General features: G+C 67.8%; 25 protein-coding genes. 16 read left to right on the forward strand and 9 right to left on the reverse strand.

Annotated features, from left to right (window positions below; translation table 11 throughout):
* The first annotated feature begins 10 nt into the window (after window positions 1–10).
* The gene (locus ACODTB_RS22560) at window positions 11–694 is read left to right on the forward strand and encodes a MarC family protein (protein ID WP_291120206.1); all 684 of its coding nucleotides are present in this window, start codon (window positions 11–13) and stop codon (window positions 692–694) included.
* On the opposite strand, the gene ACODTB_RS22565 is transcribed toward ACODTB_RS22560, so the two are convergent.
* From ACODTB_RS22565 to ACODTB_RS22580, 4 genes are all read right to left on the reverse strand, one after another.
* Window positions 657–1,331, reverse strand: coding sequence for a glutathione S-transferase (locus ACODTB_RS22565; RefSeq protein ID WP_291120203.1), 675 nt, complete (start codon window positions 1,329–1,331; stop codon window positions 657–659). The two genes, ACODTB_RS22560 and ACODTB_RS22565, sit on opposite strands and share 38 nt — an antisense overlap.
* A 10-nt stretch (window positions 1,332–1,341) precedes the next feature.
* A complete protein-coding gene (locus tag ACODTB_RS22570) occupies window positions 1,342–1,635 on the reverse strand; it encodes a GNAT family N-acetyltransferase (RefSeq protein WP_291120200.1) in 294 nt (97 codons plus the stop codon).
* 28 nt (window positions 1,636–1,663) lie between these two features.
* A complete protein-coding gene (locus tag ACODTB_RS22575; RefSeq protein WP_291120197.1) occupies window positions 1,664–1,951 on the reverse strand; it encodes a GNAT family N-acetyltransferase in 288 nt (95 codons plus the stop codon).
* Window positions 1,952–2,114: 163 nt separating this feature from the next.
* Window positions 2,115–3,095, reverse strand: coding sequence for a porin (locus ACODTB_RS22580; protein ID WP_291120195.1), 981 nt, complete (start codon window positions 3,093–3,095; stop codon window positions 2,115–2,117).
* Between the two features lie 274 nt (window positions 3,096–3,369).
* Between ACODTB_RS22580 and ACODTB_RS22585 the strand changes: the two genes are divergently transcribed.
* From ACODTB_RS22585 to nadC, 12 genes are all read left to right on the forward strand, one after another.
* Window positions 3,370–4,659 carry a Rieske 2Fe-2S domain-containing protein gene (locus tag ACODTB_RS22585; protein ID WP_291120192.1) on the forward strand — a complete coding sequence of 430 codons (1,290 nt, stop codon included), beginning with the start codon at window positions 3,370–3,372 and terminating at the stop codon, window positions 4,657–4,659.
* On the forward strand, window positions 4,652–5,383 hold the full coding sequence (locus ACODTB_RS22590) for a class II aldolase/adducin family protein (RefSeq protein WP_291120189.1): 732 nt from the start codon (window positions 4,652–4,654) through the stop codon (window positions 5,381–5,383). The genes ACODTB_RS22585 and ACODTB_RS22590 overlap by 8 nt, the downstream gene beginning before the upstream one ends.
* 73 nt (window positions 5,384–5,456) lie before the next feature.
* Entirely contained in the window at window positions 5,457–6,497 is a 1,041-nt protein-coding gene (locus tag ACODTB_RS22595) for an ABC transporter substrate-binding protein (protein WP_291120186.1), read from the forward strand.
* 8 nt (window positions 6,498–6,505) lie between these two features.
* Window positions 6,506–8,263 (forward strand): ABC transporter permease, encoded by a 1,758-nt coding sequence (locus tag ACODTB_RS22600; protein WP_291120183.1) that lies wholly within the window; start codon window positions 6,506–6,508, stop codon window positions 8,261–8,263.
* A gap of 25 nt (window positions 8,264–8,288) precedes the next feature.
* On the forward strand, window positions 8,289–9,386 hold the full coding sequence (locus ACODTB_RS22605; protein WP_291120180.1) for an ABC transporter ATP-binding protein: 1,098 nt from the start codon (window positions 8,289–8,291) through the stop codon (window positions 9,384–9,386).
* Window positions 9,387–9,432: 46 nt separating this feature from the next.
* Window positions 9,433–9,966 carry a MarR family winged helix-turn-helix transcriptional regulator gene (locus ACODTB_RS22610; protein WP_291120177.1) on the forward strand — a complete coding sequence of 178 codons (534 nt, stop codon included), beginning with the start codon at window positions 9,433–9,435 and terminating at the stop codon, window positions 9,964–9,966.
* The gene (locus tag ACODTB_RS22615) at window positions 9,966–11,138 is read left to right on the forward strand and encodes a Gfo/Idh/MocA family protein (protein WP_291120174.1); all 1,173 of its coding nucleotides are present in this window, start codon (window positions 9,966–9,968) and stop codon (window positions 11,136–11,138) included. Before ACODTB_RS22610 ends, ACODTB_RS22615 begins: the two co-directional genes overlap by 1 nt.
* Complete coding sequence (locus ACODTB_RS22620; RefSeq protein ID WP_291120171.1) at window positions 11,135–12,142, forward strand: PDR/VanB family oxidoreductase; 1,008 nt, start codon at window positions 11,135–11,137, stop codon at window positions 12,140–12,142. The genes ACODTB_RS22615 and ACODTB_RS22620 overlap by 4 nt, the downstream gene beginning before the upstream one ends.
* Window positions 12,143–12,153: 11 nt before the next feature.
* A complete protein-coding gene (locus ACODTB_RS22625; RefSeq protein WP_291120168.1) occupies window positions 12,154–13,143 on the forward strand; it encodes a substrate-binding domain-containing protein in 990 nt (329 codons plus the stop codon).
* A gap of 26 nt (window positions 13,144–13,169) precedes the next feature.
* Complete coding sequence (locus ACODTB_RS22630; RefSeq protein ID WP_488929751.1) at window positions 13,170–13,934, forward strand: sulfite exporter TauE/SafE family protein; 765 nt, start codon at window positions 13,170–13,172, stop codon at window positions 13,932–13,934.
* A 20-nt stretch (window positions 13,935–13,954) separates the two neighbouring features.
* Window positions 13,955–14,386: a hemerythrin domain-containing protein gene (locus ACODTB_RS22635; RefSeq protein ID WP_291120162.1), complete on the forward strand. Its 432-nt coding sequence runs from the start codon at window positions 13,955–13,957 to the stop codon at window positions 14,384–14,386.
* 32 nt (window positions 14,387–14,418) lie between these two features.
* Window positions 14,419–15,264 carry a carboxylating nicotinate-nucleotide diphosphorylase gene (nadC, locus tag ACODTB_RS22640; protein ID WP_291120160.1) on the forward strand — a complete coding sequence of 282 codons (846 nt, stop codon included), beginning with the start codon at window positions 14,419–14,421 and terminating at the stop codon, window positions 15,262–15,264.
* A 28-nt stretch (window positions 15,265–15,292) separates the two neighbouring features.
* Here nadC and ACODTB_RS22645 read toward each other — a convergent pair whose 3' ends face one another.
* The gene (locus ACODTB_RS22645; protein ID WP_291120158.1) at window positions 15,293–16,369 is read right to left on the reverse strand and encodes a patatin-like phospholipase family protein; all 1,077 of its coding nucleotides are present in this window, start codon (window positions 16,367–16,369) and stop codon (window positions 15,293–15,295) included.
* Window positions 16,370–16,464: 95 nt separating this feature from the next.
* Between ACODTB_RS22645 and dinG the strand changes: the two genes are divergently transcribed.
* The 3 genes from dinG to ACODTB_RS22660 are packed head-to-tail and all read left to right on the forward strand — an operon-like array spanning window position 16,465 to window position 20,858.
* Window positions 16,465–18,798 carry an ATP-dependent DNA helicase DinG gene (gene dinG, locus ACODTB_RS22650; RefSeq protein WP_291120156.1) on the forward strand — a complete coding sequence of 778 codons (2,334 nt, stop codon included), beginning with the start codon at window positions 16,465–16,467 and terminating at the stop codon, window positions 18,796–18,798.
* 25 nt (window positions 18,799–18,823) lie between these two features.
* Window positions 18,824–19,294, forward strand: a complete 471-nt coding sequence (locus ACODTB_RS22655) for a CopD family protein (protein ID WP_291120154.1) — start codon at window positions 18,824–18,826, stop codon at window positions 19,292–19,294.
* A 34-nt stretch (window positions 19,295–19,328) separates the two neighbouring features.
* Window positions 19,329–20,858, forward strand: a complete 1,530-nt coding sequence (locus ACODTB_RS22660) for a phospholipase D family protein (RefSeq protein WP_488929752.1) — start codon at window positions 19,329–19,331, stop codon at window positions 20,856–20,858.
* 7 nt (window positions 20,859–20,865) lie between these two features.
* Here ACODTB_RS22660 and ACODTB_RS22665 read toward each other — a convergent pair whose 3' ends face one another.
* From ACODTB_RS22665 to ACODTB_RS22680, 4 genes are all read right to left on the reverse strand, one after another.
* Window positions 20,866–21,249, reverse strand: a complete 384-nt coding sequence (locus tag ACODTB_RS22665) for a response regulator (RefSeq protein ID WP_291120150.1) — start codon at window positions 21,247–21,249, stop codon at window positions 20,866–20,868.
* Window positions 21,250–21,256: 7 nt separating this feature from the next.
* Window positions 21,257–22,885 carry a sensor histidine kinase gene (locus ACODTB_RS22670; RefSeq protein WP_291120148.1) on the reverse strand — a complete coding sequence of 543 codons (1,629 nt, stop codon included), beginning with the start codon at window positions 22,883–22,885 and terminating at the stop codon, window positions 21,257–21,259.
* A gap of 207 nt (window positions 22,886–23,092) precedes the next feature.
* Complete coding sequence (locus ACODTB_RS22675; protein ID WP_291120145.1) at window positions 23,093–24,106, reverse strand: metal-dependent hydrolase; 1,014 nt, start codon at window positions 24,104–24,106, stop codon at window positions 23,093–23,095.
* A 23-nt stretch (window positions 24,107–24,129) separates the two neighbouring features.
* Window positions 24,130–24,753: a dioxygenase family protein gene (locus tag ACODTB_RS22680; RefSeq protein ID WP_291120143.1), complete on the reverse strand. Its 624-nt coding sequence runs from the start codon at window positions 24,751–24,753 to the stop codon at window positions 24,130–24,132.
* Between the last annotated feature and the right edge of the window lie 2 nt (window positions 24,754–24,755).

Below are 24,755 nucleotides of genomic sequence, written 5' to 3' on the forward strand. Positions count from 1 at the left end.
AATCGGGCGCATGACCCTCGAACTTCTGCTGGCGCTCGGGAAGAGCTTTCTCTTCGTGTTCGCCGCCATCCTGCCGATCCTGAACCCGGCGGCCACCGCGCCCATCTTCCTCGGCCTCACCGAAGGCGCCTCACCGTCCACGCGCGCGCTGCTGGCGCGGCGCATCGCGCGCAACATGTTCGCGCTCATGATCGGCTCCATGCTGGTGGGCTCCTACGTGCTCGACTTCTTCGGCATCTCCCTGCCCATCGTGCGCGTGGGCGGCGGGCTCATCGTGGCGGCCTCGGCCTGGCGCCTGCTCAACGCCGGCCACGCCACCCAGGACAGCCGAGCCGAACTGGCCGAGGCGTTTACGCCCGAGCAGGCGCGGCGGCAGGCGTTCTACCCGCTCACGTTTCCCATCAGCTGCGGCCCGGGCTCCATCGCGGCGGCCATCACCGTGGGCGTGGCCCTGCACGACCAGCGCTTCGCGCTCTCGCTGGCCCGCATGGGCGGCGGTGTGCTGGCGCTGTTCGTCATCGGCGTGCTGCTCTACCTGGCGTTCCGCTACGCCGATCGCCTGCTCAAACCCCTGGGCGAAGCCGGCACGGTGATCTTCCTGCGGCTCTCGGCCTTCATCCTGCTCTGCCTGGGCGTGCAGATCGTGTGGGATGGGGTCAGCGAGTTGCTGCGGGGCCTGCTGGTGGCGGCTTGAGCGCGGGCCAGGGCGGGAACCGCACCACCTGCCCGCTGGGCAGCTTCGCCATGGCGGCGGTGAAGAGAGGATGTGACAGCCACCCGGCCAGCCAGGCCTTCAGCGCGGGCAGGGGCTGCTGCTCGAACCAGACGGGGTCCACGGCGGCGAACTGGCGCACGAACGGAAAAATGGCGAGGTCGGTGGCGCAGGGCCCGTCGCCGCCGAGTTGGGCGGCCTTTTGCAGGCGGGCGTCCAGGGGGCGCAGCAGCACCTCCACGGCCTGCGCGCGGTGCGATGCCGGGTCGGCGCCGTCGAACCGTTCGGGGTACTTGGTGCGGTCCAGGTGGCGTTTGAACGGGCCGTCGCAGGCGGACAGCAGCGCCAGGTTTTCAGGCTGCTGCGCGCGTGTCCACTCGCCGGACGGGTCGTGCGCCGAGAGGGCCCACTGCATGATGTCCAGGCTTTGCTCCAGCACCTCGCCATCGGGCCGCACAAGCACGGGCACCGTGCCCTTGGGCGAGCGCGCCAGCATCTCGGCCGGCTTGTCGCGCAGCACGATCTCGTGCGCGTCGAATTCGATGCCCGCCCGCAGCAGCGCCATGCGCGCGCGCATGGCATAGGGGCAGCGGCGGTAGCTGTACAGCAGCGGGACCACGCCCGCTCCTTCAGGCCCGAAGCACGTCGCGGATCGACGGGTCCTTGTCGAACTGCGCCTTCGCGAACGGGCAGAGCGCGATCACCTTGGTGTTGGTCGCGCGCACCCAGGTCACCAGCGCGTCGAGCAACTGGCGGCCCACGCCCTGGCCCTTGAGGCTCTCGTCCACGTGGGTGTGGTCAATGATGATCAACGTCGGGTTGGTGCGGCTGTAGGTCATCTCCGCGAGGCGCTGACCGCCCTGCTGGACAAAGAAGGCGCCGGTGGCGTCCTGTTCCTGGTGTTGGATGGAATGCGTGGTCATGGATGGGAGGAGGGGTTGAAAGTGGCGCTCAGGCCAGGACATCGCGGGTCGACGGATCGCGGTTGAACTGGGCCTTCACGTACGAACAGACGGGCACGACCTTGTTGCCCGTCTCGCGGGCCCAGGCCACCAGCGCGTCCTGCAGGTGCTGCGCCACCCCCTGGCCGCGCAGGCTCGGGTCTACGTAGGTGTGGTCCACGACCACCAGCGAGGGGTTGGTGCGGCTGTAGGTCATCTCGCCGACGCGCTGGCCACTGCGCAGGATGTGGAAGGCGCCGCGCGAGCCGCTTTCTTCGTGTTCGATGGCGTGTTCCATGGCGGTTCTCCGGTGAAGGTTGCAGCCGTCAGGCTACCACCCGAGCCAATCACCTGTCTGTCGGCGGACACTGACGGGCGCACCGCCGCCTCGGCGTGGGTCGAAAAAAAGCCTGCCAACCCGTGAGGGCCGGCAGGCTTGAAGCCTTGGAATGGGCGCGCGCTCAGAAATCGTGGCGGATGCCCACGGCGTACACGCGGTAGTCGCGGGTGGTCACGCCGGCGGCGTTCTCGGTTTCGCCGTCCAGGTAGCCGCCGTACACGCGCGTGCGCTTGGACAGGGCGTAGGTCGCGGCCAGGGCGAAGGCCGCGCCCTTGCCGCTGGTGGCGCCCGCGGCATTCTTGGCCTTGCTGCGCGAGTAGCCGGCGCTCAGCTCCAGGTTGCCCAGCGGCACGCTCACGCCCAGCGCCATCTCGTTGTCCTTGCGGTTGTCGCCGGCCTTGACGTTCTGGTACTGCGCGGAGAGGCGCGCCGGGCCGAAGTTGTAGGTGGCGCCGACGGTGGTGTGCTGGCGGTCATTGACCAGCAGCGGCTGGTCTTCGTCCTGGTGGGCGACGCCCAGGTCGAGGTTGCCGGCGCGGTAGCGCGCGCCGATGGCGGTCACTTTCGGTGTGCCGGCCACGTCCTCATCGAGCGCGTAGGTCAGGCCGGCGCTGAAGCCGCCGAAGCTGGGCGAGTCGTAGCGGATCTGGTTGTTCGGGCGGGCGACGTAGGCGGCCAGGCCCGCGCGGTAGGCCTCGACGGCGGAGTTGAACTGCGAGTCGGCCGAGATGTTGTAGGTGTTGCCCAGGTCGAAGATGTCCTTGTAGATGCTGTCGGCCTTGCCCATGCGGACCGAGCCGAAGCCGCCGCTCAGGCCGACCCAGGACTGGCGCGAAAAGCCGCCCGGGCCAGTGCCGTCGTCGGCGTTGAACGCCGTCTCGAGCTGGAAGATGGCCTTGAGTCCGCCCCCCAGGTCTTCGCTGCCGCGCATGCCCCAGCGGCTGTTGGTGAGGTTGCCGCTGTAGAGCTGCGTGGTGCTCACGCCGTTGAGCTTCGTCGCCCCCAGCGAGGCATCGATGCGGCCATAGAGGGTGACGTTCGTTTGCGCCATGGCGCTGCCGGTACAGGCCAGGACGGCCAGAGCCATCAAGCTCTTTTTCATGAGGGATATCTCCTTGTGGTTCGGTCGGGGCCCGTCAGGGCCCCCGCCTTCCACACCGTGCGGAAGGCGGGCGGATTGTAGGCAGAAGAACAAAATTTTCTATCTAAGTAAAAATACCCGGTGTATTTAAAATCATCAGGGTAAACCCCTAAAAAAATGCTCAAAAATGGCGTTGATTCAGGGGATGTGGCGCCTTTACACTGGCGGCCAACAAATACTAGATGGCTAAGTATTTTTCGAAAATCTGACGAAACCCCTCGATAGGAGATGAGCGATGGAAACGGCTGAAGGCAACCAGTTCTTGACCCAGGTGGGCAAAGGCACCCCCATGGGCGAACTGATGCGGCGGTACTGGCACCCGATTTGCGCGGTGGCCGACATGGATGGGAGGTGGACGAGGCCGGTGCGGCTGCTGGGCGAGCGCCTGGTGCTGTTCCGCAACCGCCAGGGCGAACTGGGCCTGATCGCGGAGCGCTGCCCCCACCGGCGTGCGTCGTTCCTGCACGGCATCCCCACCGCAGAGGGCATCCGCTGCCCGTACCACGGCTGGCAGTTCGACGTGGCTGGCAAGTGCATCGAGCAGCCGAACGAGGTCGACAACTGCGCGTTCCGCGACAAGGTGGCCATCGATGCCTACCCGGTGCAGGAGCTGGGCGGGCTGGTGTTCGCCTACCTGGGACCCCAGCCCGCGCCGTTGCTGCCGCGTTTCGACGGTTTCGTCGCCGGCGGCACGATCCGCATGCTGGGCCGCGCGGAGTTGCCGGTGAACTGGCTCCAGGTGATGGAGAACTCGCTCGATCCGATCCACACCGAGTGGCTGCACGGGCACCACTACGAGTTCCTCAAGGAGCAGGAGGGCATCAAGGTCGCGATCAGCGCCCACCACGTGAAGATCGATTTCCGCGAGTTCGAGTTCGGCATCACGAAGCACCGCCTGCTGGAGGGGCATTCGGAGGACGGCGACGACTGGCGCATTGGCCATCCGGTCGTGTTCCCGAACATGCTGGCCGTGGGCAATGGCGACGAGAAGTCGCGCTACTTCTCGTTCCAGATCCGGGTGCCGATGGACGACGAGAACACCTTGCACCTCTGGTACAACGCCTACGTGCCGCCCGAGGGCGCCTCGGTGCCGCAGCGCCTGCTGGACAAGGTGCACACCTACGACGTGCCTTTCAAGGACGACAAAGGCGAGTTCATCGTGGACAACGTGGACGGCCAGGACATGATGGCCTGGATCACCCAGGGCGCGATCGCCGACCGCACCCTGGAGAACCTGGGCGCGTCGGACAAGGGCATTGCCACCTACCGCCGCGTGCTGCGGCGCGAGATCAAGAAGATGCAGCAGGGCCAGGACCCGATCGGCATCGTTCGCGATGCCGCGCGCAACGCCTGCATCGACCTGCCGAACGAGAAGAAGAAGCACCACAACAGCGACGGTTTCGCCAGCTTCATGCTGCGCACCCACGCCAAGTACTCGCCCATCGCGCAAGACCTGGTCAACGTGTTCGAGAACCCCAGGCTTCGGGACGCGACCGAAGCCGCACTGGAAGCGCAGCATGGCTAACCCGGCGCAGACCCGAGGCGGCCTGAGCGCGGAAGACGCCCGGCAGGTGCTCATCGACTCGGGGCTCATCCTCGAGGCCGCGGGCCAGGGCGACCTCACGCGCGGCCACGTGTCGGTGCGCGTGCCCGGCGACCCGACCCACTTCTACATGAAGCCGCACAGCTTCGGCTTCGACGAGATCACCCACGAGAACATCGTCATCTGCAACCTGGATGGCGAGAAGATCGGGGGCGGTGGGCGAAAGCACAGCGAGGTGTACATCCACTCCGAAATCTACAAGGCGCGGCCCGATGTCATGAGCGTGATCCACACGCACCCCACGCACGCCGTGGCCTTTTCGGCCACCGGGCGGGCCATGCGGCCGATCAGCCAGCCCAGCGTGGCGTTCCTGGATGGCCTGCCGGTGTACACCGACACCATCGAGCTGATCCGCACGCACGAAATGGGGGCCGGCGTGGCCAAAGCCCTGGGGCCCCACAAGGCCGTGCTGATGAGGAATCATGGCGTGGCGGTGGTGGGCGCCAGCGTCGAGGAGTCGACCATCCTGGCGATCCTGCTGGAGAACGCCTGCGAGATCCAGCTGCTGGCCGACGCGGCCGGTGCCGCCGGGGCCGAGTTCGACCGGGCATGCATCGAGCGCCTGCACGACACCATCACCAAGACGGAGCAATACACGATCAACTTTGAATACCTGCGACGGCGCGCCATCCGCCAGAAGAGCTGAGAGGCGAGCCATCCAGCCGTTGCGAGCCGCGCCGGGTACACCGCCTGGACCCCATGATGAAGGAGACACAGCAATGAAGAAGATTCTGAAGAACGTGATGGCGAGCGCCCTCGTCGTGCTCGGTGCCCAGGGTGCCCTGGCCCAGGGCAGCGTGAGCGAACTGGCCCTGTACCAGGGCCCGGACCGGCAGGCGCGCCTGGTGGAGGCCGCCAAGAAGGAGAACGGGATCACGGTGTACCACTCGTATCCCGCGCTCACCAACGTGATGGCGGCCTTCACCAAGAAGTACGGCATCAAGACCCGCGCCTGGCGCGCGGGCTCGGAGGCCATTCTCCAGCGCGTGATCACGGAGTCGCGCGGCAACCGCTTCGAGGTGGACATCGTCCAGAACAACGCGCCCGAGAACGAGGCGGCCCACCGCGAGAAGCTGCTGCAGGCCGTGCGCTCCCCCTTCACGGCGGAGCTGATCCCTCAGGCCACGCCGGCGCACGGCGAATGGGTCGGCGTCACCCTGGATGTCTGGACCGCGGCCTACAACACCAACCGCATCACGGAAGCCGAGCTGCCCAAGAGCTACGAGGACCTGCAGGACCCGAAATGGAAAGGGCGCCTGGGCATCGAGGCCAACAACCATGGCTGGTTCGGCACCCTGCTGCTGGAGATGGGCGAGGAGCGAGGCCGCGAGATCTTCCGGAACATCGTGGCCACCAACGGGATCTCCGCCCGCAAGGGCCATTCCCTGTTGACCACCATGGTCGCCTCCGGCGAGGTGCCGCTGGCCCTGACGGTCTACAACTGGAACCCCGAGCAGCTCAAGGCCAAGGGCGCGCCCATCAAAGGCTTCACGCTCAAGCCCGTGATCGCCCAGCCCAGCACGGTGGCCCTGCTGAAGAAGGCGCCGAACCCGGCCTCGGCCATCCTGTTCTATGACTTCATCGTGAGCGAGGAGGGGCAGCGCGTCCTGCAGGAGTTCAGCTACGTGACCACGCACAAGAAGCTGCCCCATCCCTTGCGCGACGACGCCCTGCGCTACATCGACCCGGCCAAGGCCATCGACATGCAGAACGCCTGGCTGACCACCTTTGACGAGATGATCGTCAAGAAAGCCAAGTGACCACCGACATGAGCACTTCGCTGAATGCCGCCGGTGCCCACCCGGCCAGGGTCCCGCCCTGGCGCAGGCTGGGCGGGGCGCTGAACATGCAGTGGCTGGTGATCGGGGCCTGCCTGCTGGCGGTGGCCTACCTGGCCCTGATGCCGCTGGGCTTCCTGATCTGGCAGAGCTTCTTCACGCCGGACACCGCGGGCGAGGCTTCGCGCTTCACGCTGGAGAACTACGCCCGGGCCTACGGCTCGACCGAGACCCTGCACCTCATGGGCAACTCGCTGGTGTTCGCCAGCGGCACGGCGGTGTTCGCCTTTGGGGTGGGGGGCATGCTGGCCTGGATGAACGAGCGCACCAACACGCCTTTCAAGAAGCTGTTCTTCGCGCTCTCGATCATCCCGCTGATCATTCCCGGCATCATGTTCACGATCTCCTGGATTCTGCTGGGCAGCCCGAAGATCGGCCTGATCAACCTGCTGCTGCAGAGCTGGTTCGCCACCGACCACGTGTTCGTCAACGTGTACTCGATCTGGGGAATGATCTGGGTTGAAGGCCTGCACTACTCGCCCATGGCCTTCCTGATGATGACGGCGGCGTTCCGCTCGATGGACCCCTCGCTGGAGGAGTCGGCCCTGATGAGCGGCGCTAGCATCGGCCAGATCTTCTGGCGCGTGACGCTCAAGCTGACCTGGCCGGCGATCTTCGCCTCGATGCTGATCCTGTTCGTGCGCGCCATCGAGGCTTTCGAGGTGCCCGCGCTGCTGGGCATCCCGGTGGGGATGCAGGTGCTGACCTCCGCCATCTACCAGGCGGTGCACCAGTACCCGAGCCAGGTGGGCCTGGCGTCCTCGTACGGCACCACGCTGCTGCTCATCACCACGGCGGGCATCTACCTGCAGTCCCGGCTCACCGGCAAGGGCAGCAAGTACGCCACCGTCACGGGCAAGGGGTTCCGCCCGCGCGTGGTGGACCTGGGCGCCTGGCGCTATGTCACGGCCGCGGTGTTCATCCTGTACTTCGCGCTGATCGTGCTGCTGCCCTTCCTGGTGCTTCTGTGGTCGTCGCTGCAGAGCTACTACGCCGTGCCCTCCATGGAAGCGGCGCGCAACATGAGCCTGGATGCCTACCGCTTCCTCTGGGACCACCCCACCATCGCCAACTCGGTGTGGAACAGCCTGGTGCTGGCCTTCGGCAGCGCCACCATCGTGATGCTGATGACCTCGGTGGTCTGCTGGATCGTGATCAAGACCAAGCTGCCCGGCCGCTGGCTGCTGGACAACGTGGCCTCGCTGCCGCTGGTGTTCCCGGGCCTGGTGCTGGGCCTGGCGGTGATGGTCTTCTACCTGAACTTCAACATCGGCGTCTACGGCACGCTGTGGATCATGCTGATCGTCTACGTGACGCGGTTCATGCCCTACGGCATGCGCTACAACAGCACGTCGATGCTGCAGATCCACAAGGAGCTGGAGGAATCGGCCCAGATGAGCGGCGCGGGCTGGGGCACGATGTTCTACCGCATCCTTCTGCCCTTGCTCAAGCCGGGCCTGCTGGCCGGCTGGATCTACGTCTTCATCGTTTCGATCCGCGAGCTCTCCGCCTCCATCCTGCTGTACAGCCCGGGCAACGAGGTCATCGCCATCGTGATCTGGGAGCTGTGGGAGAACGGGCAGTTCGTGGAGTTGTCCGCGCTGGGCGTGGTGTTCATCCTGGCCCTGCTGATGCTGGTCGTCCTGGCCCAGTACGTGGGACGCCGCTTCGGGGTGAAGGAAATCTGATGAACAAGCAACAGGAGACAAGCACATGCTGCGCGTAAGCAACCTCAACACGCAATACAAGGACAGCCACGGGCGCATCGTCAAGGCGGCGCAGGACATCTCCATCGAGGTGCCGCGGGGCAAACTGTTCACCCTGCTCGGGCCCAGCGGCTGCGGCAAGACCACGACCATGCGCTCCGTGGCCGGCCTGGAGAAACCCGTGTCGGGCAAGATCACGGTGAATGGCCAGCCGGTCTATTGCTCGAGCACCGGCGTCTTCATCGCGCCCAACAAGCGCAATTTCGGCATGGTGTTCCAGTCGTACGCGATCTGGCCGCACATGAACGTGTTCCAGAACGCGGCGTTCCCGCTCGAGGTGGGCTCTAAGAAATTCAACCGCCGCGAGATCGAGGACAAGGTCATGCGCGTGCTGACGGTGGTGGGCCTGGAGAACTTCGCGGACCGCGAGGCGACCATGCTCTCCGGCGGCCAGCAGCAGCGCCTGGCGCTGGCGCGCGCGCTGGCCATGGAGCCCGAGCTGTTGCTGCTCGACGAGCCGCTGTCCAACCTGGACGCCAAGCTGCGCGAGCGCATGCGCTTCGAACTCAAGCGCCTGCAGCGCGAACTCGGCCTGACCACCATCTACGTCACGCACGACCAGAGCGAGGCGCTGGCGCTGTCGCACGAAATCGCGGTGATGAGCGAGGGCCGCATCCGCCAGATCGGCTCGCCGCGCGACATCTACGAGCGCCCGGCCAACCGCTTCGTGGCCGACTTCGTGGGACTGACCAACTTCATCGAAGGGGACGTGCGGGCCTGGGTGGGCGAGAACCTGTGCGACGTCATGACCGGCATCGGCGTGCTGCGGGTCACCGCCTACGAAAAGCTGCCCGTGGGCGCGCGGGTGCTGCTCTCGGTGCGCCCCGAGGACGTGGAGCTCAGCGAACTGGCGCCCGTCGGCGAGAACGTGCTGGCCGCGACGGTCGACGCCAAGGTGTTCCTGGGCGAATTCATCGACTTTCAGGTCAAACTCGGCGACCGTTCCCTGATGGCGCGCGCGCACCCCTCGCTCAAGACCATGGTGGGCGAGTCCCTGTATGTCAGGATCAACCCCGAAAAATGCATCTGCATCAGCCCGGACTGACGCTTTCATCCACCCGACCCGACCCGCCTCAAGCCAACCGATCGCCATGTCTCAAGCAGAAAACAACAGGGAAAAAGAAGCCATTGCCGCCGACTGGCGCGGGGTGCTTAACGACGAGCGCCTGGCCCACCTGGTCAAGACCGCGTTCCGCTGCACCTCCAGCAGCCTGTCGCGCCGCCTGAAGCAGCACGACGTGCTCTACGGCCACTGGACCCTGCTGCGCATCCTGTGGCGCGGCGACGGCCTGACGCAGCGCCAGCTCAGCGAGCAGGCCGGCGTGACCGAGCCCTCGACCATCACCGCTCTCAAGGGCATGGAGGCGCTGGGCTATGTCTTCCGCCAGAAGGTGCCGGGCAACAAGAAGAACAACCGGGTCTTCCTCACGCCCAAGGGCGTGGCGCTGCGCTCGGCCATCGTCATCTGCGCGGAAGAGGTCAACGCCATCGCTTCGGCCGGGGTGCCGGCCGAGGACCTCGCCACGACGCGCCGCACCCTGCTGGCCATCATCGACAACCTGAGCCGGGACGCCGCCCGGCAGGTGGACAGCGAAGACGACGTGGGTCTGGACGGAGACAGCTGATGCCCACGCCCCTTCGCATCGGCATGCTCGGAATGGGCAATGCCGGGTTGGCCTTCGTCCCTGCACTGGGCCGGCACCCGGAATTTGAGCTCGTGGCCTTCGTCGAACCCGACGAACGCGCCCGCGCGGCGGCCCAGGCGAGCCACGGCCTGCCGGGCCATGCCTCGCTCGCGCAGCTGCTGGCCGAGGGCCCGGCGCTGGACGCGGTGTGCATCGCCTCGCCGACGGAATACCACACGGCCCAGGCGCTGCAGGCCATCGACGCCGGCCTGCACGTGCTGGTCGAGAAGCCGATGGCCACCTCGCTGGACGATGCCCGCGCCATGGTGCGGGCCGCGAGCGAGCGTGGCGTGACGCTGCTGGTGGGCCACTCCCACAGCTACGACCTGCCCATCCACCGGATGCGCGAGGTGATCGACTCGGGCCGCCTGGGTGCGGTGCGGATGGCGCACAACTGGTGCTTCACCGACTGGATCTACCGGCCGCGCCGTCCCGACGAACTGGACACGCGCCAGGGTGGCGGTGTCACCCTGCGCCAGGGCTCGCACCAGTTCGACATCCTGCGCCTGCTGTGCGGCGGCCAGGTGCGCCGCGTGCGGGCCCGCGCCTTCGACCTCGACCCGCAGCGCCGTGCCATCGGCGCGCACTGCGTGTACCTCGATTTCGAGAACGGCGCCGTGGCGACCGCCGTGTACAACGGCTACGGTGGTTTCCAGACCACCGAGATTCTCGGGGGCCTGTCGGAATGGGGGTTCCCCGCGCCCGAGCAGGGCTGGGCCGTCCAGCGCCGGGGCCAGGGCGGCGCGCGCGATGCCGCCGCCGAACGCCAGGCCAAGCAGGCGCGCGCCGGCAAGGTGATCCCGGACCAGGCGCCGTTCCACCCCTTCTTCGGCATCACGCTGGTGAGCTGCGAGGGTGGGGACATCCGGCAATCGCCCCAGGGCCTGTTCGTGTACGACCGCGACGGCGTGGAGGAACTCCGTTTCCCCACCGACAGGACGCCGCGCGACCTCGTGGTGGCCGAGTTCGCCGAGGCGATCCGGGGCCGCGCGCCGGCGGTGCATGACGGCCAGTGGGGCCTGGCCAATCTGGAGGTGTGTCTGGCGGCCATCGCGTCCTCCGAGCAGGCCACCGAAGTGGATTTGAACGAACAGAGAGCGGTGCCCGCATGAGCAATGAAGATCTGGCCGTCGCCACGGCCCCGGATACCCTCACCCCCACCGAGAGCGGCTGGATGAGCCTGGTGGTGGTGGGCAAGCGCTGCATCGCCAGCGATGTGCATGAGTTCGAACTCGCGCGGCCCGGCGGCGGTGCGCTGCCGCCGGCCGAGCCCGGCGCGCACATCACGCTGCTCACGCCCAACGGCCTGACGCGGCGGTATTCGGTCTGCAACCGCCCGGGCGAAACCACGGCCTACCGCATCGCGGTCAAGCGCGAGGCGCAGGGCCTGGGTGGCTCCCGTTGCCTGGTGGACCAGGTCCAGGTCGGCGACCCGCTCCCGGTGTCGCCGCCCGCGAACTACTTTCCCCTGGTGGCGGGCGCCCCCGCGTATTGGCTGATCGCCGGCGGCATCGGCATCACACCCATCCTGTCCATGGCGCGCGCGCTGCAGCAGCGCGGCGTGGCGTTCCGGCTGCTGTACCTGACGCAGATGCCCGAGTCGGCGGCCTACCGCGAGCAGCTCCAGGCGCCCGACCTGGCCCCGTTCACCACCGTGCACCACAACCACGCCGACCCGGCCCGCCGCTTCGACCTCGCGGCCGCGATGCGGGCCTGCCCCGCGGACGCCCACGTCTACTGCTGCGGCCCGCGGCGCCTGATGGACGCGGTGAAGGAACTGGCGCGGGGCCGCTCGGCTGGCACCGTGCACTTCGAGGACTTCGGCACCAGCGAAGTCTCCGAGGCGCACACCGACCTCCCGTTCAAGGTCCGGCTCTGCAAGACCGGCCAGGTGTTTGACGTGCCCTGCGGCAAGACCATCCTGGACGTGCTGCGCGAAGCCCAGGTGCTGGTGCCCAGCTCCTGCGAGAGCGGCACCTGCGGCTCGTGCCGCACCCGGCTCGTGTCGGGCGTGGCCGACCACCGTGACTACGTGCTGGACGAAGACCAGCATGACAGCGAAATCATGATCTGTGTCTCCCGCGCCAAGAGCGCCGTGATCGAAATCGACCTCTGAGAAACCCCACCATGTCCCAACTGCAAATCTCCGTCGCCATGGGCGACTACGACCGCAACCGCGCGCTGTTCGACGGCCGCGTCCAGATCGACGGCTGCGATCCCGTCTACATGCTGCTCAGCCCGGAAGAGATGTTCTTCCGCGCCATGCGCAACCGCGACTTCGACGTCACCGAGTTGTCCTTCTCCAGCTACCTTGTGAAGCACTCGGCCGGCGACAGCCCCTACGTCGCCATTCCGGTCTTCCTCTCGCGCGCCTTCCGGCACACCTCGATCTACGTGCGCAAGGACCGCATCCGGCGGCCCGAAGACCTCAAGGGTTGCCGCATCGGCATCCCCGAGTACCAGCTCACGGCCATTGTCTGGGCGCGCTCGATCCTGCAGGACGACTACGGCATCCAGCCGCAGGACGTGACCTGGGTGCGCGGTGGCATCGACACCCCGGGGCGCCCCGAGAAGATCAAGCTGAACCTGCCGCCCGGCGTCAACGTGACCAGTGCGCCCGAAGGCCGCACCATCTCCGACCTGCTCGACCAGGGCGAGATCGACGCCTTCATCGCGCCGCGCCCACCGAGTGGCGCCGCCCTGACCAACCCGCAGGTGGGCTGGCTGTTCGACGACCCCACCGCCGCGGCCAAGGACTACTACGCGCGCACCGGCATCTTCCCCATCATGCACGTGGTCGGTGTGCGCAAGGAGCTGGTGCAGCAGCACCCCTGGCTGCCCGCCGCGCTGTACAAGGCCTTCGGTGAATCCAAGGCGCGGGCGCTGGAGCTGCTGGCCGATACCTCGGCCACCAAGGTCACGCTGCCCTTCGTCGAAGAGCAGCTCAAGGCCGCTCGCGAACTGCTGGGCAGCGATTTCTGGTCGTACGGCGTGGCGCCCAACACGCGGACCCTCGAAGCCTTCCTGCACCACCACCATGCGCAAGGCCTGTCGGCCCGCAAGGTCGAGCTCGCCGAGCTGTTCCACCCCTCGACCTATGAGAGCTACAGCATCTGAGGCCGCCCGCGCCGCCGCAGCCTGCCATGGTCCATCGAATGGGTGAATTCCAGCCCGCCGCGTGGTTGGCGTTCCTGCTGGCGGGGGCGGTCATCGTCCTGGCGGCGGGCATCGTCAAAGGCGCGATGGGCGTGGGCATGGGCATGCTGGCCGTGCCCATGCTGTCCCTCTTCGTGCCACCGGCCCAGGCCATCGGCCTGATGGTGGTGCCGGTGCTGTGGTCCAACGTGGTCCAGACCATCGAGCGCGGTTCGCCGATCTACAGCGTGAAGCGCTTTCGCTGGCTCATCGTGTCGCAGCTGTTGTCTGTCGTGCTCACGGTGCGCCTGACCTCCAGCCTCTCGGCCGACCACATGAACGTGATGTTCGCCTGCGCGATCCTGGTCTCCGTGCTGCTGATGGCGACCCGGTCCAACGTGCGGATCGCGCCGCGCCACGAGACCGCGGCCAGCGTGCTGGCCGGGATCACGGCCGGTGTGATGGGCGGGGTGTCGTCCCTCACCAGCCCGGTGCTCATCACCTACCTGATGGCGCTGAACCTCAAGCGCGAGGAGTTCATCGGCAGCATCAGCGTCATCTACCTCTTCGGTTCGGTGTTCATGTACTCGGCCATGATCTGGTACGGCCGCTTCGGCGCCTTCGAGCTGCTGGTGTCCTGCGCCACCGTGCTGCCCATGCTGCTCGGGCTCGCGCTGGGCAAGAAGATCCGCTACCGGCTCAGCGAGACGCGCTTTCGCGCGCTGCTGCTGGCCTTTCTGACGGTGCTGGCGACGGTGCTGCTGTTCAAGTGAACCAGGACGCTCACCCGCCCATGCCCGAACAGGGCCCCTTGGCCTGGAGCGACGAGCTCCTGCTCGGTTACCTGCCCATGGACCGCCGGCACGAGGAATTCGTGACCTGCCTGGGCGATCTGCAGCGCGCGCCCGACGAGATCCTGCTGGTGGCGCTGGACGCCATGATTGATCACCTGGCCGAGCACTTCGGCGAGGAGGACCGCTGGATGGAAGAGAGCGGGTTTCCGCCCCGCCAGTGCCATGTGGACGAGCACGCGGCCGTGCTCCGCTCAGCCGCCGAGGTGCGCTCCCTGCTGTTGCAGGGCGATGTGGCGCCCTGTCGGCGCCTGGCCGATGCGCTGGAAGACTGGTTCCCCGGCCACGCCACCCACCTCGATTCCGCCCTGGCGCACTGGATGTGCAAGGCCCAGCTGGGCGGCAAGCCGGTGGTCCTGCGGCGCCGTTCCTAGCCCCTTTTTTCTCTCTCCCTTCTCTGCCGACGATGATGGACCTCGACATTTCCCCCACCCAGATCGACGCCGACGTGCAACGCGCCCTGACCGAGGACGTGGGCGCGGGCGATCTCTCTGCCGGCATCGTGCCCGGCGACCGGCGCGCGCGCGCCGTCGTGATCTGCCGGCAGGCCGCCGTGATCTGCGGCGAACCCTGGGTGCGGGCCACGCTGCGCCAGCTGGCCCCGGCTGCCACGGTGACCTGGCGGGTGCCCGACGGCGGGCGTTGTGAACCCGGGCAGGCGATCTTCGAGGTCGAGGGTGGCGCGCGCGAACTGCTCACCGCCGAACGCACCTGCCTGAACTTCCTGCAGTTCCTCAGCGGCATCGCGACCCGGACGGCGGTCTACGTCGATCGGGTGCAGGGCACAGTCGCCCGCGTGCTCGACACCCGCAAGACCATCCCTGGCCTGCGCCAGGCACAAAAATACGCCGTGCGCTGCGGCGGCGGGCACAACCACCGCATGGGGCTGTTCGATGCGGTGCTGATCAAGGAGAACCACATCCACGCGGCCGGCAGCCTCTCGGCCGCGTTCCGCGCGGCCCAGGCGCTGGCGCCTCAGGCCAGCTTCATCCAGGTCGAGGTGGAAACCCTGGCGCAGCTGGAAGAGGCGCTGGCCATCGGCGTGACCATGGTGCTGCTGGACAACATGCCGCTGGACTCGGTGCGCCGCGCGGTGGCGATGGCCGGCGGCCGATGCAGCCTGGAGGTCTCGGGCGGTGTGAACCTGGAGAACATCCGCGCCTATGCCGAGACCGGGGTGGACCGCATCTCGGTGGGCGCGCTGGTCAAGGACGTCATCGCCGCCGACTTCTCCATGCGCTTCACGGCCTGAGCCCGGCCCCCTTGGCGGGGCGCGGGGCTCAGACGTCCTTGAGCACCGGCCCCAGGTCCAGCGTGCTGCGTTGCCCCAGGTCGCGCCGGTGCGCATGCAGCCAGCGGTCCGCCGCTTCGCGCCCCATGGCATGCAGATTGGAGAGGAAGGCCCACTGCGTGTTGGTCTTGCTGCCCGCGCCCAGCGCCGCGAGCGAGTCGCCACCCTCGATCAGGTGCACGCGCAGCCGCTGCACGCGCTGGAACAGCGCGGGGCTGCCGGGCGAGCGCTGCTCGCCGATGACCTGCTTGAGCAGCGCCAGCGTGCGCAGCTCTTTCACCAGGCTGGCGTTGAAGGTCACCTCGTTGATGCGGTCGAGGATGTCGCGCGCGCTGGTGGGCACGCTCTCGCGCTGCGTGGGGTTGATCTGCACCAGCAGCAGGTCGTCGGCGCGGGTCTCGTTGACCAGCGGCAGCAGCGTGGGGTTGCCCGCGTAGCCGCCGTCCCAGTAGGCCTCGCCCTCGATCTCCACCGCCTGGAACAGCAGCGGCAGGCAGGCCGAGGCCAGCACCATGTCGGCCGTGAGTTCCTGCTGGCCGAACACGCGCAGCGCGCCGGTGCGCACCTGCGTGGCGGCAATGAAGAGCTGCGTCTTGTGGCAGCGGCGCGCGCGGTCGAAGTCGATGGTTTCGACCAGGATGTCGCGCAGCGGGTTCAGGTTGAGCGGGTTGAGCTGGTAGGGCGAGAGCGTGTGGCCGAAGGCATCGGCCGCCTGCTGCAGCGGCTCGGTCCAGGGCTTGAGCCAGGGCGCGAGCCAGTCGGTGGCCGGGCCCATGAGCACGCCGATCGGGCTGGTCTGCAGCCGGTGGAAGGGCGAGAGCTCGGCCACACGCGTCCAGAACTGGCGCAGCACGCGCTGCGCGCCTTCGCGACCGCCGTCCATGAGGCCCGAGGCCAGGGCCACCGCGTTCATGGCGCCCGCGCTGGTGCCGCTGACGGCGGCGATCTCCAGCGTGTCGTCTTCCAGCAGGCGGTCGAGCACACCCCAGGTGAAGGCGCCGTGCGAACCGCCGCCTTGCAGCGCGAGGTCGATCGGGTGTTTGCCGGGGCGGGAGTTCTGGGCCATGGATCGCATTGTCAGGGGGGAGGGGGGTGCATTGCACCATGGCCGGGTGACATCGGGCCTGGTCTGGGACAATTGGCGTTTGCTTTCGCGTCCGCATGTCCACCCCCACCCTTGAGCCCTCTTCCGCCGACACCGGCGCATCCGCCGCGCCGGTGGCCGGCCCGCTGGCGCGCGAGGCGATCGCGCTGGCCGCGTTCGACCACGTGGTGGCGCACGCGCCGGGCTACCGCGCGCGGCCGGGCCAGCGCGAGATGGCGGCCCACATCGCGCACACGCTCTCGGGGGTGACCTTGGGCGACGGCGCGGTGGCGAGCGACGCGGCGCTGCCCGCGCGCGGCATCGCGGTGGTGCAGGCGGGCACCGGCGTGGGCAAATCGGCGGCCTATGCGTCCACGGTGATTCCGCTCGCGCTGGCGCAGCAGAAGCGCGTGATCATCAGCACCGCCACGGTGGCGCTGCAGGAGCAGCTGATCGCCAAGGACCTGCCGGCGCTGGCCGCCACGCTGCCGCAGCCCTTCAGCTTCGCGCTGGCCAAGGGGCGCGGGCGCTACGTGTGCCGATTGAAGCTCGACCAACTGAGTGGCGGCGACGCGGCCAGCGCCGACCTGTTCGAAAGCGACGACGGCGCCGCCGCCGACACCAGCGCGGCCGGGCTGGCGGCGCAGGCCGTGGCCTCGGCCGCCGCCGCGGCGCGCTGGCAGGAGCGTGGCGTGCAGTACACCGCCTGGGCCAACGCGCTGGACGGTGGCAGCTGGGACGGCGACCGCGACCGGCTGGATGACCCGCCCGACGGCAGCCTGTGGGCGCCCGTGGCCGCCGAGCGCCACACCTGCACCGCGCGCCACTGCCCCAGCTACAACAGCTGCAGCTACTACCAGGCGCGCGCCAGGCTGGCTCAGGCGCAGGTGATCGTGGTCAACCACGACCTGCTGCTCTCCACCCTGGGCCTGCACGCGCTGCCCGCGCCGCAGGACTGCTACCTCGTGTTCGACGAGGCGCACCACCTGGGTTCGGTGGCGCAGGGGCAGTTCACCGCCTCCATGGACCTGATGCGCGGCCACTGGCTGGACAAGCTGCCGCGCGCCGTGGACGAGGTGGCCACGGCGATCGACCACAAGCCCACCATCGATGTGGCCGCGTTCACCAAGGAACTCAAGAGCGCGCAGACCGAGCTGGCGCGGCTGGCGATGCAGCGCATCGGCTCGCTGCCGGCCTGGCTGGACCTCACCGGCCGGTCCGCCGGCCGCTCGCCCGCGCGCGCGGGGGGCGGTTCTTTCAACGACGCTGGCGCACCGGTGGTGGACCGCTTCGAAGGCGGCGTGCTGCCGGCGGAGTGGCAGGAGGTGGTGGGCAAGCTGCACGCCAACGCCAGCAGCCTGCTGAAGGTGTTCGAGGCGCTGGCCACCCAGCTCAAGGCCAATGCGCGCGAGAACCCGGGCGACGCGGCGCGCTGCGCCAAGCTCTACAGCCGCCTGGGCGTGCTCGCGCCGCGCCTGCAGAGCGCGCAGGAGACCGCCAGCTACTGGCAGCAGGCGGCGGGCGACGGGCAGCCGCCCCTGGCCAAGTGGCTGGAGGCCGGCGTAAGCCATGGCCTGGTCACACTGACCGCGCACGCCTGCCCCTTGCAGCCGGGCAGCCTGCTGCGCAACCACCTGTGGAACCAGGTGCGCGCGGCGGTGGTCACCTCGGCCTCGCTCACCACCTGTGGCAGCTTCGACCACTTCCTGCACGAATCCGGCCTGGCCTGGGACGGCGCGGTGGCCGCGCGCGAGGTGCAGAGCCCGTTCGACCACGCGCGCCAGGGCCGCCTGGTGGTGGTGCAGACCACCGCCGACCCCAAGGACGTGGACGGTTACACGCGCGAAATGCTGGCCCTGCTGATGGCCGACCTGCGCGAGGTCGAGCGCGGCGCGCTGGTGCTGTTCACCTCGCGCGCGCAGATGCGCCAGGCACAGGGCCTGCTGGAGCGCGGCGAACAAGGCGCACTGCGCGACCGCGTGCTGGTGCAGGGCGAGGCCTCGCGAACCGTGCTGCTGCGCCGCCATGCCGAGCGCGTGGCCGAGGGCAAGCCCTCGGTGCTGTTCGGCCTGCAGTCCTTCGGCGAGGGGCTGGACCTGCCCGGCGAGTTGTGCGAATGGGTGTTCATCACCAAGCTGCCCTTTGCCTCGCCGAGCGACCCGGTGGGCCAGGCTCGCGCCGACTGGCTCAAGAGCCAGGGCCGCGACCCGTTCAGCGAACTCGTGGTGCCCGCCACCGGCGCGCGCCTGCTGCAATGGACCGGGCGCGCGCTGCGCACCGAGGCCGACGAGGCGGTGGTCGTTTGTTACGATGCCCGCTTGCTGCGCCAGTCCTACGGACGGCGCATGCTCAAGGGCTTGCCGCCCTACCGGCTGCAGCGCCGCGTGGACGGCGTGCTGACCGAAGCCTGACTCACCCACACAGAAAGCCCTGCGCATGATCTTCTCCGCCCTCAAACTCGTTCATGTGCTGGCCGTCATCCTGTGGGTGGGCGGCATGGCCTTCGCGCATTTCTTCCTGCGCCCCTCGGTGCAGGCGCTGGAGCCGCCGGTGCGCCTGCGTCTGTTGCAGACCGTGATGCAGCGCTTCTTCTCGGTGGTGCTGTGGGCCTCGCTGGTGGTCCTGGTCACCGGCCTGTGGATGATCGGTCGTGTGGCGAAAGAGACAGTGCAGGCCGGCCTGGCCTTCAACATGCCGCTGGACTGGACCATCATGGCCACGCTGGGCATCGTGATGATCGCCATCTTCGGCCACATCCGTTTCGCGCTGTTCAAGCGCCTCACGCGCACCGTGGCCGCCAGCGACTGGCCGGCCGCCGGCGCGGCCATGGCCTCCATCCGCAGCTGGGTGTTCGTCAACCTGTGCATCGGCATCGTGATCGTCTGCGTGACGCTGCTGATGGGCTGAACGCCTCCGCCGCGCTGTCATGAGCGTGCCTTCCATGAGGATCTTCCAACGAGGGGGGTGGATGATGGCGTTGCTGACTGCCCTGCTCCAGGGCTGTGCCCTGCCTCCGCTGGAAGGGCGCACCGAGTCCCGGGCCCTGGCGCCGGCCGAGGCCGCTGCCACGGCGCTGGGCCGTGTGCTGAGCGCGGACGCGCAGGCCCATCCCGGCGAGTCCGGCATCCTGCCGCTGGCCGATGCGCTGGAGTCGTTCGCGGCGCGCGTGCTGCTGGTGCGCGCGGCCGAGCGCACGCTGGACGTGCAGTACTACATCTGGCGCGACGACATCACCGGCAACCTCCTGCTCAACGCGCTGCGCGAGGCGGCCGACCGCGGCGTGCGCGTGCGCCTGCTGCTGGACGACAACGGCGTGGCCATGGACGGCAAGCTGCTCGCGCTGGACCGGCACCCGGCCATCGAGGTGCGGCTGTTCAACCCGTTCTCCATCCGCCAGCCCAAGGCGCTGGGCTACCTCACGCACTTCAGCCGCGCCAACCGGCGCATGCACAACAAGGCGCTGGTCGCCGACAGCCAGGCCGCCATCATGGGTGGGCGCAACGTGGGCGACGAGTACTTCGGCGCCACCGATGGCGTGCTGTTCGCCGATCTCGACGTGCTGGCCACCGGGGCGGTGGTGCCCGAGCTGTCGACCGACTTCGACCGCTACTGGGCCAGCGCCTCGGCCTACCCGATCGACCGCATCGTCCCGGCCGGGACCGCAGTGGCGGCACCGGACGCCGTGGCGCAGGCCGAGCGCGATCCGCGCGCCACGCGCTACCTGCAGGCCCTGCGCGGGTCGCGCTTCGTGTCCGACCTGCTCACGGGGGGCATCGTGCCCCAGTGGGCGCGCGTGGAGATGGTCAGCGACGATCCCCGCAAGGGCCTGGGCCTGGCCGAGAAGGAAGGGCTGGTGACCCACCAGCTGGCCCAGGTGCTGGCGCGCCCGCCGGTGCGCTCGCTCGATCTGATCTCGCCCTACTTCGTGCCCACCGCGGCCGGCGTGGCGGTCTTCGAGCGCCTCGCGGCCAGGGGCGTGCGCGTGCGCATCCTGACGAACGCGCTGGAGGCGACCGACGTGTCGGCCGTGCACTCGGGTTACGCGCGCTACCGCCAGGACCTGCTGCGCTGCGGCATCGAGCTGTATGAGATGCGCCGCAGCGCGGTGGTGATGGGCCGCTCGGGCGTGTTCGGCAGTTCGGGCTCCAGCCTGCACGCCAAGACCTTCGCGCTCGATGGCGAGCGCGTGTTCGTGGGGTCGATGAATTTCGATCCGCGCTCGGCGCACCTGAACACCGAGCTGGGGTTCATCATCGACAGCCCGGCCATGGCGCGCGCGGTCGCAGACGCCTTCGACCGCGAGGTGCCGGCCACGGCGTACGCGGTGCGGCTCGATGAGCAGGGCGATCTGGTGTGGATCGAACGCCGCGACGGCCAGGAGATCCGCCACACCCGCGAGCCGGGCAGCTCACTGGGGCAACGCGCCTGGATCGGCTTGTTGTCGGTGTTGCCGATCGAGTGGCTGCTCTAGCCGCGCGTCATGCGGCCAGAAGGCGCCGCACGTCCTCCACGTTGAGCGGCTTGACGAGAAAGCCCTTAATCTGAGGCACAGATCTCGCCATCTGCATGTCCGAGGCCGCATCCGAGGAGCTCAGTATGTAAGTCTGAATTTCGCCGTTCAGCAGTGACAGTTCAACCAACTTCTTGATGGTCTCGAAGCCATTGAGCACCGGCATATTGATGTCAATGAACAAGAGGGTTGGCACTGGCTGCGTTTCTCGCCGCATGACGTCAACGAGCTGAACCCCGGACTCCAGAACCGCCAGCTCGCCGGCAAATCCCGCCTTCTTCAGAATGATGGTGTGAAAACTGTTGTCCAGATCGTTGTCGTCAACCAGGACGATGCGCTCGATGGGGGGCATGGTTCGTTCAATCTTGACAGGGGCGAATGGCGCCAGGGAGTTCCAGCAGAAAGGTGCTTCCCGCGCCTTCGGTCGATTGCACGGTGATCGATCCACCATGCATTTCCGCGATGCGCTTGCACATGGCCAGTCCGAGCCCGGATCCCGGACTGATCCTTCGGGAGTGCAGGCGTCTTGAGGGCAGGAATATCTCCTCGTGGTATTCGACAGGGACGCCAATACCGTTGTCGGTTACGCGCACGAGCAGCGTGTCGTCTTCTGCTTCGCTTGAGAGCGCGACCTGTGGTGCAACGCCCTCGCGCGCGTACCGGATTGCATTGGAAAACAAGTTCTGAAACAGGATGCGCAGCAATGAGGCGCTCCCTTGAATCACTGGCAACCTCGCAACCGCGAGCTGAGCGTTCTGTCGCCGCGCAACGGCGTTCAGATCGAGCCAGGCCTCATCGACAACTTCGTTCAGCCGCACCTCTTCAATCTCCATCTGATATGACTCGATCTCCATGAAGCGCCGCAAGTCATCGATCAGGGCGCGCATTCGTTCGCTCCCCTGGATGGCACTGTCTACATGGTGCAGACTGTCCTGCGGCAGAAGCTCTTCGCACTCCATCTTGATGAGCCCCATGAAGTTTCGGATGGCATTCAACGGCTCCTTCAAGTCGTGCGACAACATGTGGAAGTACTTCTGCTGCTGCAGCGTCTTTTGTTCCAACAGCTCGACAGTGGCTTCGAGTTGCTTTTCCCGTTCCTTGATGTCTTCAATGTCCTGGATCCTGGCCACGACGCCCACAGGAGCGCCTTTGCCGTCTTTTCGATCCGAAATGTAGGTGACCTGCACATGCCGAGGGCCGGCTTTGGAGAACTCGATCACTGTTTCAAATCGCACCTCCGTGCCTTCCAACGCGTGGTCAAGCTGGCGCGCCACAACGGACTCGTAAAGCCCCTTGGGCAGCAGCTCTTCCACTTTCAATCCGGCCATCTGGTCGCGGCTGAGTCCCCAGTAGTCCAGGTAGGTGCGGTTCACATACTGATAGGTGTGGTCCTTGTCGATATAGGCTTTGAGATCGATGCCCGCCGCACCGACCGCTTGCATCACGGTTTGCTGCTGGTGCCAGCGATTCGCCTGATCCGAAACCGATTCCAGGATGGCATTCGAGTGGTTGATCAGGTTTCGGACCGCCGCCGCCATGGTCTGGAGTGCGCCGATCTGTCGCTTTGAGAGCTGTCGCGGAGCGTGGTCGATGACGCAGACTGTCCCCAGCGCATGGCCATCCAAAGTGACGATCGGTGCACCCGCGTAGAACCGGATGTTCGGGTCACCGGTGACCAGTGGGTTGTCGAAGAATCTTTCGTCGCGAAGCGCATCTTCGACGAGCATGACATCCTCCGGCATGAGGATGGCATGCGCGCAGAAGGCGAATTCTCGTGCGGTGTGCGTGATCCGAAGGCCCACTTTGGATTTGAACCATTGTCGGTCTTCGTCCACCAGCGTGATGAGGGCGATGGGCGACTCGCACATCTGAGCGGCCAACTCGGTGATGGCGTCGAATGCCGCATCGGGCAAGGTGTCCATGATTCCGAGTTCGCGCAAGCGTTGAAGGCGCTTTGCCTCGAAGGGCGTGGGCGGGGCAACTTTCATTCTTCTTCTTCATTGGTGTGATTTGACTAGACACCACGCCGGTGCCCGCCCAGGAATCGCGCATTGCGGATGGCTTTCGATGTCTCTGGCGCCTGGTTCTCTCTCGCCTCCGTGTTCAATCACAGATCGGTTCATGCTGCGCGCCCGTCCCGCTTGCGTCATCAGGACCTTCACTCTTGGAGACTGCCCGAACATGGTGCATATTTGTCAGTTGCCCGGTGGCGAGGGCGGGCGGTTGCCGAGCAGGCGGTGCCACAGGCCGGGCAGCGCGGTCGCGAGGTCCGGGCGCGAGCCGTTCAGGGTGGGGCGGTGGCCCCCGCTGGCCCGCTCCGTGTCGGTGCCCAGGTCGAAGCGGAAGGTGTAGTGCGGCTCCTGGCCCATGCGCAGGTCGGTCACGAACAGATGGCCCTCGGTGGCCGACACGCTGTAGAAGCCGTGGGTGAAGGCCGCCATGCGCGCGAGGTAGGGCTCGTTGCGATGTTGCGCGATCAGGTCCGCGCCGCGCTCATGCACCGTCCAGGTGATCCGCGGGCTGTCGTCCAGCAGCGAGTAGAAGCCCTCGCGGTACTCGGTGGGCGTGGTGGCCACCAGCCGCCAGAGCACGGTGTTGAACGGCGAGGGCGTGACCAGCAGGCGCTCGGCCGCGATGCCGTCGGCCTGCAGGGACGCCTGCGCCACCCGCGTGACGTGCTGCTGCGCGCCCACGCTCCAGGCCAGGTAGAGCGTGCTGAGCACCAGCCCGGCGGTGTTCCAGGCCAGACCGCGCGCGGACTTCAGCCGCAGCGCCGCGACCACGCCCACGATCAGCGGCAGGGTGTAGGCCGGGTCGATGATGAAGACGCTGCCCACGGCGAACGGGTAATCGCTGAACGGCTGCAGAAGCTGGGTGCCGTAGACCGTCATGGTGTCGAGCAGCGGGTGGGTGATGAACACCAGCCACATCGCCAGCCACCAGCGCCTGAACAGCGCGGCCTCGCGGTGCACGCGCGAAACGATCCAGGCCAGCACCGGCGCGGCCAGCGTGAGCACGAAGAGCGCGTGGCTCTCGGCGCGGTGGCGCGTCATGTTGAGGATGGCGTCGCCGTGGTTGATGAAGGCGTCCAGGTCGGGCAGGGTGCCGCCGACGGCGCCCCACAGCGCGGCTTTCCACGCGGCGGTGCGCCGGCCCATCACGGCCACGCCCACGGCCGAGCCGAGGGCAATCTGGGTCAATGAATCCATGCGGCGAGCTTAGCCGCCCGGCTTCAAGCCTGCACGGCGATGGGGAAAGTGGCGCGCAGGCCGTCGCTGCCGGGGGTGAAGGGCACGGTGACCGCGGCGCGGGCCTCTTCGTTCATGCGCCGCCAGAGGCCGTCGCGCTCGTTGCCGGGGTCGCCCGCCACGTACAGCTGGGTGGTGAGCAGTTCCTGGCGGTCCAGCCGCACTTTCACGTGGATGTGCGGCGTGCGGCCGGTGTAGGGCACGGGCTTCAGGGTGCGGAAGCGGTAGCGCCCGTCGCGGCCCACGGTGACCTGGCCGAAGCCCTGGAACGCGGGGTCGGCCCGTCCGCCGTCGCCGGGGTGGTGGTAGCGGCCTTCGTGGTCGCACTGCCAGATCTCCACCACCGCGCCGGCCACGGGCACGCCCGACAGGTCGGTCACCGTGCCGTCGACCCAGGTGGGCTGGCCCTTGCCGTAGACCGCCTTGCCGTTGCGGAGCAGGTCGGCGTCCGAATCGGTCGGCAGGGTGACGGGGTAGAACGGGCCTTCGGTCTGGCTCGGCGTGGGCCGCAAGGCCTTGCCCTGCGCGAGGGCGGGTGACAGCCAGGCCGGCGCGGCCACGGCGGCGGCGCTGGCGATGAGGAGGCGGCGGCGGGGCAGGGTGGGCATGC

This window comes from Hydrogenophaga sp. FG152, assembly GCF_057809615.1.